The organism is Pseudomonas wadenswilerensis (assembly GCF_900497695.1).
GTDB lineage: Bacteria > Pseudomonadota > Gammaproteobacteria > Pseudomonadales > Pseudomonadaceae > Aquipseudomonas > Aquipseudomonas wadenswilerensis.
On the sequence record NZ_UIDD01000001.1, the window covers coordinates 541,596 to 555,386 of the forward strand.

A 13,791-nucleotide genomic window follows, 5' to 3' on the forward strand; every position below is an offset into this window, starting at 1 on the left:
TTGCGCGCGTCGGTAGCGCAAGTGACGCAAGTGGTAGAGAACACCGCCGAACGTTCCGACCGCCAGCAGGAAATGACCGAAATGGTCGCCACTGCCGTGCATGAGATGGGCCTGACCGTGCAGGACATTGCGCAGAACGCCGGTAACGCTGCCGTGGCGTCGGAAACCGCGCGCACCGAAGCGCTGCAGGCCCGCGAAGTGGTACGCCGCTCGATTGCCCATATCGAGGGCATGTCCAGCGAGATTGGCCAGGCGGCGAGTGCAGTGGGTGAGCTGGCCACGGAAGTGGCGTCGATCGACGAAGTGCTGGCGGTGATCCGCAGCATCTCCGAGCAGACCAACCTGCTGGCGCTCAACGCCGCCATCGAGGCGGCGCGGGCGGGTGAGATGGGTCGTGGCTTTGCCGTGGTCGCCGATGAAGTACGGACCCTGGCGCGGCGCACCCAGGTGTCCACCGATCAAGTGCAGCAGATGATCCTGCGCCTCAAGCATGGCGCGGGCAGTGCGGTCGCATCGATGCAGGCCGGCCAGGCGGCAACCGGCACGGGCGTGGAGTCGAGCCAGCAGACCGGCGCTTCGCTGGGCACGATCACCGATCAGGTCGAACACATCAGTGACATGAACCATCAGGTGGCGACGGCGACCGAACAGCAGTCGGCGGTGACGGAGGAGATCAATCGCACCGTGCAGGGGATTTCCGACCTGGCGCGGGAAACGGCAGTGGATGTGCAGGGCTGTCGGCAGGAGTGTCAGGCGTTACGCGGCTTGGCCGATGATCTGGCGCGGCAGATGGGTGGGTTTCGTCTTTAAATCGGGGGGAATTCATCGCTGGCAAGCCAGCTCCCACAAGTAAGGTGCATGCAGTACCTGTGGGAGCCGGCTTGCCGGCGATGGCGTCATCAGGCGCCCATTGCCGCCCGGATATCCGCCGCCAGCTCACGTACCCGCGCTTCTTCGGTGTCCCACGAGCACATGAACCGCGCGCCACCGCTACCGATAAAGGTGTAGAAACGCCAGCCCTTGTTGCGCAAGGCTTCCAGCGCTGGTTCCGACATCTGCAGGAACACCCCGTTGGCCTCCACCGGGAACATCAGCTCAACTCCTGGCACATCGCGCACCAGTTCGCAGAGCAACTGCGCGCAGCGGTTGGCATGCACGCCATGGCGCAGCCAGGCGCCGTCTTCCAGCAGGCCGACCCAGGGCGCCGACAGGAAGCGCATCTTCGACGCCAGTTGCCCGGCCTGCTTGCAACGGTAGTCGAAGTCTTCGGCCAGCTGGCGGTTGAAGAACAGGATCGCCTCGCCCACCGCCATGCCGTTCTTGGTGCCGCCAAAGCACAGCACATCGACCCCGGCTTTCCAGGTCAGCTCGGCCGGGCTGCAGCCAAGGTACGCGCAGGCGTTGCTGAAGCGCGCGCCGTCCATGTGCAGGTTCAGGCCCAACTCCTTGCAGGTGGCGCTGATGGCCTTGAGCTCTTCCGGACGGTAGACGCTGCCGACCTCGGTGGCCTGGGTGATGGTCACCACGCGCGGCTTGGGATAGTGGATGTCCTGGCGCTTGAGCGCCACTTCGCGGATCGACTCGGGGGTCAGCTTACCGGCTTCGCTGCGCGCGGTGAGTAACTTGGAGCCGTTGGAGAAGAACTCGGGGGCGCCGCATTCGTCTGTTTCGACGTGGGCGGTCTCCGAGCAGATCACGCTGTGATAGCTCTGGCACAGGGACGACAGCGCCAGCGAGTTGGCCGCGGTGCCGTTGAAGGCGAAGAACACTTCGCAGTCGGTTTCAAACAGTTTGCGGAAATACTCCGAGGCGCGTGCCGTCCATTGGTCGTCGCCGTAGGCGCGCTCATGGCCCTGGTTGGCTTTTTCCATGGCGGCCCAGGCTTCCGGGCAGATACCTGAATAGTTGTCGCTGGCGAATTGCTGGCTTTTATCTGGCATGACACTGTCCTGTGAACGACGCAGGTGAGCACTCTAAACCAAGTTCCGGGTGGCCGCCTATCGCTGGCAAGCCAGCTCCCACAGTGACCGTGTGGGAGCTGGCTTGCCAGCGATGCAGGCGACATCGGCCCCCATGTCGTAAACGCACCTTTGTGTGGCGTCCGTAGGCATCTGGGCTGTCTGCGTCGGTCATACCATCGCTGAAAAGGGCAATTGCCCGACAAGAACCGATGCCGCTGCCGGGAGAAACTGCGATGTTCAGCAAGCAAGACCAGATCCAGGGTTACGACGATGCACTGCTGGCGGCGATCAATGCCGAAGAGCAACGCCAGGAAGATCACATCGAGCTGATCGCCTCGGAAAACTACACCAGCAAGCGTGTCATGCAGGCCCAGGGCAGCGGCCTGACCAACAAATACGCCGAGGGCTACCCGGGCAAGCGCTACTACGGCGGTTGCGAGCATGTGGATAAAGTCGAGCAACTGGCCATCGACCGCGCCAAGCAGCTGTTCGGCGCCGATTACGCCAACGTCCAGCCACACTCCGGCTCCTCGGCCAACAGCGCCGTGTACCTGGCCCTGTTGCAGGCCGGCGACACCATTCTGGGCATGAGCCTGGCCCACGGCGGGCACCTGACCCACGGCGCCAAGGTGTCGTCCTCGGGCAAGCTGTACAACGCCGTGCAGTACGGCATCGACACCAAGACGGGCCTGATCGATTACGACGAAGTCGAGCGCCTGGCGGTGGAGAGCAAACCGAAGATGATCGTCGCCGGGTTCTCGGCCTACTCGAAAACCCTCGATTTCCCACGCTTCCGTCAGATCGCCGACAAGGTCGGTGCCTACCTGTTCGTCGACATGGCCCACGTCGCCGGCCTGGTCGCCGCCGGGCTGTACCCGAACCCGTTGCCGTACGCCGACGTGGTCACCACTACCACCCACAAGACCCTGCGCGGTCCGCGTGGCGGCCTGATCCTGGCGCGCAGCAACGAAGAGATCGAGAAAAAGCTCAACGCCGCAGTGTTCCCCGGCGCCCAGGGCGGCCCGTTGATGCATGTGATCGCCGCCAAGGCGGTGTGCTTCAAGGAAGCGCTGGAGCCTGGCTTCAAGACCTATCAGCAGCAGGTGATCGACAACGCCCAGGCCATGGCCGAGGTGTTCATCAAGCGCGGCTATGACGTGGTCTCCGGTGGTACCGATAACCACCTGTTCCTGGTCAGCCTGATCCGCCAGGGCCTGACCGGCAAAGATGCCGACGCCGCCCTGGGCCGCGCCCACATTACCGTCAACAAGAACGCCGTACCCAACGACCCGCAGTCGCCGTTCGTCACCTCCGGCCTGCGTATCGGCACCCCGGCGGTCACCAGCCGCGGCTTCAAGGTCAGCCAGTGCGTGGAGCTGGCCGGCTGGATCTGCGACATCCTCGATAACCTCGGCGATGCCGATGTCGAGGCCGATGTTGCGAAGAACGTGTCGGCACTTTGTGCAGATTTTCCGGTTTATCGCTGAGTGGTCCAGGAGTAAAGACTATGCAACGTTACTCAGGCTTCGGCCTCTTCAAGCACTCACTCAGCCACCACGAAAACTGGCAGCGCATGTGGCGCACGCCAACCCCGAAAAAAGTCTACGACGTGGTCATCGTCGGCGGTGGCGGGCACGGCCTGGCCACCGCCTACTACCTGGCCAAGGAGCATGGCATCACCAACGTGGCGGTGGTCGAGAAGGGCTGGCTGGGCGGCGGTAACACCGCGCGCAACACCACCATCGTCCGCTCCAACTACCTGTGGGACGAGTCGGCGCACTTGTATGAGCACGCGATGAAGCTCTGGGAAGGGCTGTCGCAAGACATCAACTACAACGTGATGTTCTCCCAGCGCGGCGTCTACAACCTCTGCCACACCCTGCAGGACATGCGTGATTCCGAGCGCCGGGTCAGCGCCAACCGCCTCAATGGTGTCGACGGCGAGCTGCTCAATGCCCAACAGGTGGCCGAAGAGATTCCGTACCTGGACTGCTCGAAGAACACCCGCTACCCGATCATCGGCGCCACCGTGCAACGGCGTGGCGGCGTCGCCCGTCACGACGCCGTGGCCTGGGGCTTTGCCCGTGCCGCCGACGCCCTGGGCGTCGACCTGATCCAGCAGACCGAAGTGATCGGCTTTCGCAAGGAAAACGGCGTGGTCATCGGTGTCGAGACCAACAAGGGCTTCATCGGTGCCAAGCGCGTCGGCGTGGTCACTGCCGGTAACTCCGGGCATATGGCCAAGCTTGCCGGTTTCCGCCTGCCGATCGAATCGCATCCGCTGCAGGCGCTGGTGTCCGAGCCGCTCAAGCCGATCATCGACAGCGTGATCATGTCCAACGCCGTGCACGGCTACATCAGCCAGTCGGACAAGGGCGACCTGGTCATCGGCGCCGGCATCGACGGCTGGGTCGGCTACGGCCAGCGCGGTTCGTACCCGGTGATCGAGCACACCCTGCAGGCCATCGTCGAAATGTTCCCGATCCTCTCGCGGGTACGCATGAACCGCCAGTGGGGCGGCATCGTCGACACCACGCCGGACGCCTGCCCGATCATCTCCAAGACCCCGGTGAAGAACATGTTCTTCAACTGCGGCTGGGGCACCGGCGGCTTCAAGGCCACCCCCGGTTCGGGCAACGTCTTCGCCGCCAGCCTGGCCAAGGGCGAAATGCACCCGCTGGCCAAACCCTTTTCCATCGACCGTTTCCACAACGGTGCACTGATCGACGAACACGGCGCCGCCGCTGTCGCCCACTAACAGGAGAAATCCCCATGTTGCATATCTTCTGTCCCCACTGCGGCGAGCTGCGCTCCGAAGAGGAGTTCCACGCCGCAGGCCAGGCGCACATTCCCCGGCCGCTGGACCCCAACGCCTGTTCCGACGAGGAGTGGGGCGATTACATGTTCTTTCGCGACAACCCGCGCGGCCTGCACCACGAGCTGTGGATTCACGCCGCCGGTTGCCGTCAGTACTTCAACGCCACGCGTGACACGCTGACCTACGAAATTCTGGAAACCTATCCGATCGGCGCCAAGCCGCAGGTCACCGGCAAAAGCACCAGCCCGCAGTTGGCAGTCAGTGGTCAGGGAGAAAAGGTATGAGCCAGGTCTATCGCCTGTCCAACGGTGGTCGCATCGACCGCAGCAAAGTCTTGAGCTTCACCTTCAACGGCCAGACCTACCAGGGATTTGCCGGTGACACCCTGGCCGCCGCGCTGCTGGCCAATGGCGTCGACATCGTCGGGCGCAGCTTCAAGTACTCGCGCCCCCGCGGGATCATCGCCGCAGGCTCCGAAGAGCCCAACGCCATCCTGCAGATCGGCGCCACCGAAGCCACCCAGGTGCCTAACGTGCGCGCCACCCAGCAGGCGCTGTACAGCGGCCTGGTCGCCACCAGCACCAACGGCTGGCCGAATGTGAACAACGACGTCATGGGCATTCTCGGCAAGGTCGGCGGCAAGCTGATGCCGCCGGGTTTCTACTACAAGACGTTCATGTACCCGCAGTCGTTCTGGATGACCTACGAGAAGTACATCCGCAAAGCCGCGGGCCTTGGCCGTGCGCCGCTGGAAAACGACCCGGACAGCTACGACTACATGAGCCACCACTGCGACGTGCTGGTGGTCGGCGCCGGCCCCGCCGGCCTGGCCGCCGCCCTGGCAGCGGGTCGCAGCGGCGCGCGGGTGATCCTCGCCGATGAGCAGGAAGAGTTCGGCGGCAGCCTGCTCGACAGCCGTGAAACCCTCGACGGCAAACCGGCCGCCGACTGGGTTGCGGCAGTAGTGGCCGAGCTCAAGGAACTGCCGGAAGTCATCCTGTTGCCACGGGCGACGGTCAACGGCTACCACGACCACAACTTCCTCACCATTCACGAGCGCCTGACCGACCACCTCGGTGATCACGCGCCGATCGGCCAGGTGCGTCAGCGCATGCACCGGGTGCGCGCCAAGCGCGTGGTGCTGGCCACCGGCGCCCACGAGCGACCACTGGTGTATGGCAACAACGATGTGCCGGGCAACATGCTCGCCGGTGCGGTATCGACCTACGTGCGCCGTTACGGCGTGGCGCCGGGCCGCAAGCTGGTGCTGTCGACCAACAACGACCACGCCTACCGCGTGGCCCTGGACTGGCACGACGCCGGCCTGAACGTGGTCGCCATCGCCGACGCCCGCCACAACCCGCGCGGTTCGCTGGTGGAAGAAGCGCGAGCCAAAGGCATCCGCATCCTCACCTCCAGCGCGGTGATCGAGACCCGTGGCAGCAAGCATGTAAGCGCAGCCCGCGTTGCCGCCATCGACGTCAAAGCCCATAAAGTCAGCAGCCCCGGCGAGTGGCTGGATTGCGACCTGGTCGCGACTTCCGGCGGCTACAGCCCGGTCGTGCACCTGGCTTCGCACCTGGGCGGCAAGCCGGTCTGGCGTGAAGACATTCTCGGTTTCGTGCCCGGCGAAGCACCGCAAAAACGCGTGTGCGTGGGCGGCATCAACGGTGTGTTCGCCCTCGGCGACACCCTCGCCGATGGCTTTGAAGGCGGCGTGCGTGCCGCCACCGAAGCCGGCTTCAAGGCCGTGCTTGGGGTGATCCCGAAAGTCCTGGCGCGTCAGGAAGAACCCACCGTGGCGCTGTTCCAGGTGCCCCACGACAAGAACACTGCGCGGGCGCCGAAGCAGTTCGTCGACCAGCAGAACGACGTCACCGCCGCCGCCATCGAACTGGCCACCCGCGAAGGCTTCGAGTCGGTCGAACACGTCAAACGCTACACCGCCCTGGGCTTTGGTACCGACCAGGGCAAGCTCGGCAACATCAACGGCCTGGCGATTGCCGCCCGCTCCATGGGCATCACCATCCCGGAAATGGGCACCACCATGTTCCGCCCCAACTACACGCCGATCACCTTCGGCGCAGTGGCGGGCCGGCACTGCGGGCACCTTTTCGAGCCGGTACGCTTCACCGCCCTGCATGCCTGGCATGTGAAGAACGGCGCCGAGTTCGAAGACGTCGGCCAATGGAAGCGCCCCTGGTACTTCCCGCGCAACGGCGAAGACATTCATGCCGCCGTGGCTCGCGAGTGCAAGGCGGTGCGTGACAGCGTCGGACTGCTCGACGCCTCGACCCTGGGCAAGATCGACATCCAGGGCCCGGACGCGCGCGAATTCCTCAACCGCATCTACACCAACGCCTGGACCAAGCTTGACGTCGGCAAGGCCCGCTACGGCCTGATGTGCAAGGAAGACGGCATGGTCTTTGACGACGGCGTCACTGCCTGCGTCGGCGATAACCACTTCATCATGACCACCACCACCGGTGGCGCGGCGCGAGTGTTGCAGTGGCTGGAGATCTACCAGCAGACCGAATGGCCGGAGCTTAAGGTGTACTTCACCTCGGTCACCGACCACTGGGCGACCCTGACCCTGTCGGGCCCCAACAGCCGCAAGCTGCTCAGTGAAGTGACCGATATCGACCTGGACAAGGACGCCTTCCCGTTCATGACCTGGAAGGAAGGCCTGGTCGGCGGTGTGCCGGCGCGGGTGTTCCGCATTTCGTTCACTGGCGAGCTGTCGTACGAAGTCAACGTCCAGGCCAACTACGCCATGGGCGTGCTGGAGAAAATCGTCGCTGCCGGCAAGCAATACAACCTGACCCCGTACGGCACCGAAACCATGCACGTACTGCGGGCCGAGAAGGGCTTCATCATCGTCGGCCAGGACACTGACGGCTCGATGACCCCGGACGACCTCAACATGGGCTGGTGTGTTGGCCGTACCAAACCGTTCTCGTGGATCGGCTGGCGCGGGATGAACCGCGAAGATTGCGTGCGCGAGAACCGCAAGCAACTGGTCGGGCTCAAGCCGGTCGACCCGAACAAATGGCTGCCCGAAGGCGCGCAACTGGTGTTTGACCCGAAACAACCGATCCCGATGGACATGGTCGGTCACGTTACTTCCAGCTACGCCAGCAACTCCCTGGGTTATTCGTTTGCCATGGGCGTGGTCAAGGGCGGGCTCAAGCGCATCGGCGAGCGGGTCTACTCGCCCCAGGCCGATGGCAGCGTGATCGAGGCGGAGATCTGTTCTTCGGTGTTCTTCGATCCGAAGGGCGAGCGGCAGAACATCTAATCGACTTGTTGGCCAGATGACCTGTGGGAGCCGGCCTTGCCGGCGATGGGGCGCGTAGCAGCCCCGATTTTGGCAAGGCTGCGCCTTGCATCGCCGGCAAGGCCGGCTCCCACACGTTACTTGCCCTACCGAACGCGAATTCAAGGCAGGTGTGTAATGAGCACGATCAACGTCTACCAGCAACGCCCCGGCAACGATGCCAAGGCTGAAACGCCACTGCACCACGCCGACTTGCCCAGCCTGGTCGGCAAGGGCCGCAAGAACGCCGGGGTCTCCCTGCGCGAGAAAAAACTCCTTGGCCACCTGACCATTCGTGGTGATGGCAAGGATCCGGCCTTCGCCGGCGGTGTGTTCAAGGCCCTGGGCCTGGAGCTGCCGGTGGCCCTGACCGTGGTCGCCAACGGCGAGACATCGCTGCAATGGCTGGGCCCGGACGAGTGGCTGCTGATCGTTCCCGGCGGCGAGGAATTTGCCGTCGAGCAAAAACTGCGCGATGCCCTCGATGGCCTGCACATTCAAATCGTCAACGTCAGCGGCGGGCAAACCCTGCTGGAACTGAGCGGCCCCAATGTGCGCGACGTGCTGATGAAATCCACCAGCTATGATGTCCATCCAAACAACTTCCCGGTGGGCAAGGCGGTTGGCACGGTGTTCGCCAAGTCGCAACTGGTGATCCGCCGTACCGGTGAAGAAACCTGGGAGCTGCTGATCCGCCGCAGCTTCTCCGACTACTGGTGGCTGTGGCTGCAGGACGCCTCCGCCGAATACGGCCTGAGCATTCAGGCTTAAGGAGCAATGCCATGAGTCGTGCCCCGGACACCTGGATTCTCACCGCCGATTGCCCGAGCTTGCTGGGTACGGTGGATGTGGTGACGCGTTACCTGTTCGAACAGCACTGCTACGTCACTGAGCACCATTCGTTCGATGACCGGCTGTCCGGACGCTTCTTCATTCGCGTGGAATTCCGCCAGCCGGATGACTTCGACGAGGCCAGCTTTCGCGCAGGGCTGGCCGAGCGGGGCGATGCGTTCGGCATGCTGTTCGAGCTGACCGCGCCCAAGCACCGGCCGAAAGTGGTGATCATGGTGTCCAAGGCCGATCACTGCCTCAACGACCTGCTCTATCGCCAGCGCATCGGCCAGTTGAGCATGGAGGTGGTGGCGGTGATTTCCAACCACCCGGACCTCGAGCCCCTGGCCCACTGGCACCGCATTCCCTATTACCACTTTGCCCTCGACCCGCATGACAAGCCGGCGCAAGAGCGCAAGGTGCTGCAGGTGATCGAGGAGTCCGGCGCCGAGTTGGTGATCCTTGCCCGCTACATGCAGGTGCTGTCGCCCGAACTGTGCCGCAAGCTCGACGGCTGGGCGATCAACATCCATCACTCGCTGCTGCCCGGTTTCAAGGGCGCCAAGCCGTATCACCAGGCCTACAACAAGGGGGTGAAACTGGTCGGCGCCACGGCGCACTACATCAACAACGACCTCGACGAAGGGCCGATCATCGCCCAGGGCGTCGAGGCGGTGGACCACAGCCATTACCCGGAAGACCTGATTGCCAAGGGGCGCGATATCGAGTGCCTGACCCTGGCGCGGGCGGTGGGGTATCACATCGAGCGGCGGGTGTTCCTCAACGCCAACAGGACGGTAGTGCTCTGACGGCCGCCATCGCTGGCAAGCCAGCTCCCACAGATCCGGTGTATGCAGTACCTGTGGGAGCTGGCTTGCCAGCGATGAGGCCCTCGAGTCGGAACAAAGATTCCAGTAACACAGCGCCGCCCCCGGGCAGCGCACTTTACACCGCTACATAACAACAAACTTTAGCGAGGTGAAAGCATGTCTGGTAATCGTGGTGTGGTGTATCTCGGCGGCGGCAAGGTCGAGGTGCAGAAGATTGACTACCCGAAAATGCAGGACCCGCGCGGTCGCAAGATCGAGCACGGGGTGATCCTGCGGGTGGTCTCCACCAACATCTGTGGCTCCGACCAGCACATGGTCCGTGGCCGTACCACTGCCCAGGTCGGCCTGGTCCTGGGCCATGAAATCACCGGCGAGGTCATCGAGAAGGGCAGGGACGTCGAGAACCTGCAGATCGGTGACCTGGTGTCGGTGCCCTTCAACGTCGCCTGTGGCCGCTGCCGCTCGTGCAAAGAGCAACACACCGGCGTCTGCCTGACCGTCAACCCGGCCCGCGCCGGTGGTGCCTACGGTTATGTCGACATGGGTGACTGGACCGGTGGCCAGGCCGAGTACGTGCTGGTGCCGTACGCCGACTTCAACCTGCTGAAACTGCCGAACCGCGACAAGGCCATGGAGAAAATCCGCGACCTGACCTGCCTGTCGGACATCCTCCCCACCGGTTACCACGGTGCGGTGACCGCCGGCGTGGGCCCGGGCAGCTCGGTGTACATCGCCGGTGCCGGTCCAGTGGGCCTGGCAGCGGCTGCCTCGGCGCGCCTGCTGGGGGCGGCGGTGGTTATCGTCGGTGACGTCAACCCGGTGCGCCTGGCCCACGCCAAGGCCCAGGGTTTTGAAATCGCCGACCTGTCCCAGGACACTCCGCTGCACGAACAGATTGCCAACCTGCTGGGCGAACCGGAAGTCGACTGCGCGGTCGATGCCGTGGGCTTCGAAGCTCGTGGCCACGGCCATGCCGGCGCCAAGCACGAAGCCCCGGCCACCGTGCTCAACTCGTTGATGGGCGTGGTGCGCGTAGCGGGCAAGATCGGTATCCCTGGCCTGTACGTTACCGAAGACCCGGGCGCGGTGGATGCGGCAGCGAAGATCGGCAGCCTGAGCATCCGCTTTGGCCTCGGCTGGGCCAAGTCGCACAGCTTCCACACCGGGCAGACGCCGGTAATGAAGTACAACCGCCAACTGATGCAGGCGATCATGTGGGACCGCATCAACATTGCTGAAGTGGTGGGCGTACAGGTGATCAGCCTGGACCAGGCGCCGGAAGGTTATGGCGAGTTCGATGCCGGTGTGCCGAAGAAATTCGTGATCGATCCGCACAAGCTGTTCAGCGCAGCTTGATGTCCTAAATGGAATGCCCTTCTTTGGGCATTCCATGTTCTATCCGATCAACCCTTCTCCAGCGAAAGGTTGCTCCCACCCAACCGTCGCGTCGAGGGGGCAGGTTAGCTCTTCTTGAGTTGTTCCTTTCGGGGCTGTGTCCGTACACCGGATCTTGCGGTGGGGCTGGGTTATTGCGCAGCCCGTGCGAACCACTCATCTAGTTTCGCCCAGGCCGACGCTCTCTGAGCATCGGTACCGGTTTCTATCTGGGCGCGGGTTACCCCTGAAGGGTGAGAGTCATCGGGGTTAAACCACCTTACCTGGTGTGGCGCCAGAGATTTCTGCCAGTCACTAATGGATATCTCGCTTTCCGGAGTGCCCATTGCGCCAGCGAGCGGCGGAAGGGCGGGGGCGTCAGGTGTGAGTAGGGACGGAGGGTGGCCGTACTCGCGTGTCGGCATAGTGCGCTGGGACCGAATATGGAGCTCATTATTCAGGTAGCTGGTGGTTGCGAGTTCGGGTCCGGGGAGAGCGGAGCCGATGTTACTCGTTTTAGTCTGGGACGTTTTGCTCTTGTCGTCGCTCATCATGGATTCCCTCACACTCGTTGGTGTCAAGCTCGCAGTTGGTGCGGTTCCCTGGAGCCTTACGCCATTTGGCTCCGTTAAGAAATTACTCCCCGGTCATGAGGCTAACAACTGGTAGAATTGCTAGGTGGCTGATTGCCAGTTTTGCCGGTTGGGTCCGGGGCAAGAGGACATGTCGAGGAGGTTCGGAACAATCCCCCGTCCCCAGGGTCCAACCCTCGTTTCCCTGCCTTTTACGGCTGACGAGGTATTTCGATGAAACGTTTCGCACTGGTCACCCTGGTGGCCCTGGCTGCCACCCCGGTCTTCGCAGGCTTCAGCCTCAACGACGCGGCCAACGTCTACAATGCCGCCAAGGGCAACACCGGCGATGCCGCCGTGCAGGCACCAGCCGCTTCGGCGAACCTGCTCAATACCCTCGGCAGCGAACTCAAGGTCACCCCCGAACAAGCCATTGGCGGCACCGGCGCACTGCTGGGCCTGGCCAGGAACCAGCTCAGCAGCGGCGATTACGAGCAATTGAGCAAAGCCGTACCGGGCCTCGACCTGCTTTCTGGCGAGCAAGCCCTGGGCGGCTTGAATGGCTTGGGTGCGCTGCTCGGCAAGAGCGACAAGTCCTCGGCCCTGAGCAATGCCCTGGGCAATGTCAAAGACAGCAACGACCTGAACAACGCCTTCAGCGCGCTGGGCATGGACACCGGGATGATCGGCCAGTTCGCGCCGTTGATTCTGCAGTACCTCGGCCAGCAAGGCGTCGGCGGTTCGCTGTTGCAGAACCTGGGCAGCCTGTGGGGCACCGGTGGCAGCGTACCTTCCGTTTAAGGCAGGTATTTGCTCGGGCGGGGCGGTGTGCTATATGTCCCGCCCCGTTTTACAAGGAAGTGTGATTCGCCATGTTCATGGACGCCCTGAAGATGTCTTTGCCTGCCGAGGCCGTGCTCGGTTTTGTGGTCTACATGCTCGGCGCCGCCGTGCTGTTCGCCCTCTACGCATTCATCTACACCCGCCTGACCCCGTACAACGAATTGCGCCTGATCCGCGAAGGCAACAATGCCGCGGCCATTGCCCTGGCCGGTGCCTTGATCGGCTTTGCCATTCCGGTGGCCAGTGCCATTTCCCATTCGATTTCCCTGCTCGACTTCCTGGTCTGGGCGCTGATCGCTGCCGTGGTGCAGTTGCTGGCGTTCGTGGTGGTCAACCGCTGCGTCAAAGGCATGGCTGAACGGATGGCCCGCCAGGAGACCGCCTCGGCAATACTGCTGGCCGCCGTATCCATCGGCATCGGCCTGCTCAACGCCGCCTGCATGACCCCCGCCGCCTGATCAGGGACGATCGACAATGAAACGCAGCAAACGCATTCGCCTGGTCGCCCTGGGCAGTCTGCCCCTGGTGCTGTCCGCCTGCGGCGACCGGCCAACCAAGATCATCAGCGAAACCAAGCGCTATCAGGACGTCGACTATTGCGTCATGGACGGCAAGCCGCGTCAGGTGTGCCAGCAGGCCTGGGTCGCGGCACAGAACCACCATGCCGCCAACGTGCCGCGCTTCGTCACTGCCGAGGGCTGCGAAGCGGCCTATTTCAAGTGCGACTACCGGCGCTATGCCAACAACTACATCCCGCCGATGGAAGGCTTCGCCCTGACCACCGAACGCCAGGTGTATGCCGATGACGAGGAAGACAGCAGCTCGTCCACCAATAGTTCATCGTCGAGCGGCGGCTCCGGTGGCGGCCGTGGCTACTACGAGTACACCGATACCGACCCGCGCTATTCGTCCGAGGCGATCTACCACGAGCGAGACGGACGCAACGCGTTCAAGGTCAGCACCCTGACCGAGCAGGTGGCACACCACAACTACTACACCGGCCTGGATACGTCGCACCCGGCTTCGCAACCGTTCAGCGAAGCCGCGCAGCATGCGGTCATGAGTGGTGGCGGGGGCACGGGTGCCAGCAGCGATCCGGCGCACGTGAGCAGCGCCCATCCAACGGTCATCCCCATGGCCCAGCCGAACAAGCTGATCAGCTCGTCGCGGCCGTTCGCGGTTGGCACCCACAACGGCTTTGTCTCGCGCGCTTCGGGGCGTGGCGGCTTTGCGTCCTGAGGCCTGG

General features: G+C 63.5%; 12 protein-coding genes. 11 read left to right on the forward strand and 1 reads right to left on the reverse strand.

Features of this window, described 5'->3' with window-relative positions:
- Positions 1-81 precede the first annotated feature (81 nt).
- Positions 82-810 (forward strand): methyl-accepting chemotaxis protein, encoded by a 729-nt coding sequence (locus tag CCOS864_RS28655; RefSeq protein WP_415842467.1) that lies wholly within the window; start codon positions 82-84, stop codon positions 808-810.
- Between the two features lie 89 nt (positions 811-899).
- On the opposite strand, the gene CCOS864_RS02630 is transcribed toward CCOS864_RS28655, so the two are convergent.
- Positions 900-1,940, reverse strand: a complete 1,041-nt coding sequence (locus CCOS864_RS02630; RefSeq protein WP_115084938.1) for a threonine aldolase family protein — start codon at positions 1,938-1,940, stop codon at positions 900-902.
- A 254-nt stretch (positions 1,941-2,194) separates the two neighbouring features.
- Between CCOS864_RS02630 and glyA the strand changes: the two genes are divergently transcribed.
- From glyA to CCOS864_RS02685, 10 genes are all read left to right on the forward strand, one after another.
- Positions 2,195-3,448 carry a serine hydroxymethyltransferase gene (gene glyA / locus CCOS864_RS02635; RefSeq protein WP_115084939.1) on the forward strand — a complete coding sequence of 418 codons (1,254 nt, stop codon included), beginning with the start codon at positions 2,195-2,197 and terminating at the stop codon, positions 3,446-3,448.
- A gap of 20 nt (positions 3,449-3,468) precedes the next feature.
- Positions 3,469-4,719: a sarcosine oxidase subunit beta family protein gene (locus CCOS864_RS02640; protein WP_038998326.1), complete on the forward strand. Its 1,251-nt coding sequence runs from the start codon at positions 3,469-3,471 to the stop codon at positions 4,717-4,719.
- A gap of 14 nt (positions 4,720-4,733) precedes the next feature.
- Positions 4,734-5,063: a sarcosine oxidase subunit delta gene (locus CCOS864_RS02645; protein ID WP_038998327.1), complete on the forward strand. Its 330-nt coding sequence runs from the start codon at positions 4,734-4,736 to the stop codon at positions 5,061-5,063.
- Positions 5,060-8,077, forward strand: coding sequence for a sarcosine oxidase subunit alpha (locus tag CCOS864_RS02650; RefSeq protein ID WP_115084940.1), 3,018 nt, complete (start codon positions 5,060-5,062; stop codon positions 8,075-8,077). Before CCOS864_RS02645 ends, CCOS864_RS02650 begins: the two co-directional genes overlap by 4 nt.
- Positions 8,078-8,233: 156 nt before the next feature.
- On the forward strand, positions 8,234-8,866 hold the full coding sequence (locus CCOS864_RS02655) for a sarcosine oxidase subunit gamma (RefSeq protein WP_115084941.1): 633 nt from the start codon (positions 8,234-8,236) through the stop codon (positions 8,864-8,866).
- A gap of 11 nt (positions 8,867-8,877) precedes the next feature.
- Positions 8,878-9,735: a formyltetrahydrofolate deformylase gene (purU, locus tag CCOS864_RS02660; protein ID WP_115084942.1), complete on the forward strand. Its 858-nt coding sequence runs from the start codon at positions 8,878-8,880 to the stop codon at positions 9,733-9,735.
- 177 nt (positions 9,736-9,912) lie between these two features.
- On the forward strand, positions 9,913-11,112 hold the full coding sequence (gene fdhA, locus CCOS864_RS02665; protein ID WP_038998331.1) for a formaldehyde dehydrogenase, glutathione-independent: 1,200 nt from the start codon (positions 9,913-9,915) through the stop codon (positions 11,110-11,112).
- A gap of 824 nt (positions 11,113-11,936) precedes the next feature.
- Positions 11,937-12,503 carry a DUF2780 domain-containing protein gene (locus CCOS864_RS02675; protein WP_115084944.1) on the forward strand — a complete coding sequence of 189 codons (567 nt, stop codon included), beginning with the start codon at positions 11,937-11,939 and terminating at the stop codon, positions 12,501-12,503.
- 71 nt (positions 12,504-12,574) lie between these two features.
- A complete protein-coding gene (locus CCOS864_RS02680) occupies positions 12,575-13,003 on the forward strand; it encodes a DUF350 domain-containing protein (protein WP_115084945.1) in 429 nt (142 codons plus the stop codon).
- A 16-nt stretch (positions 13,004-13,019) separates the two neighbouring features.
- Positions 13,020-13,784 (forward strand): DUF1190 domain-containing protein, encoded by a 765-nt coding sequence (locus CCOS864_RS02685; protein ID WP_115084946.1) that lies wholly within the window; start codon positions 13,020-13,022, stop codon positions 13,782-13,784.
- Positions 13,785-13,791 lie beyond the last annotated feature (7 nt).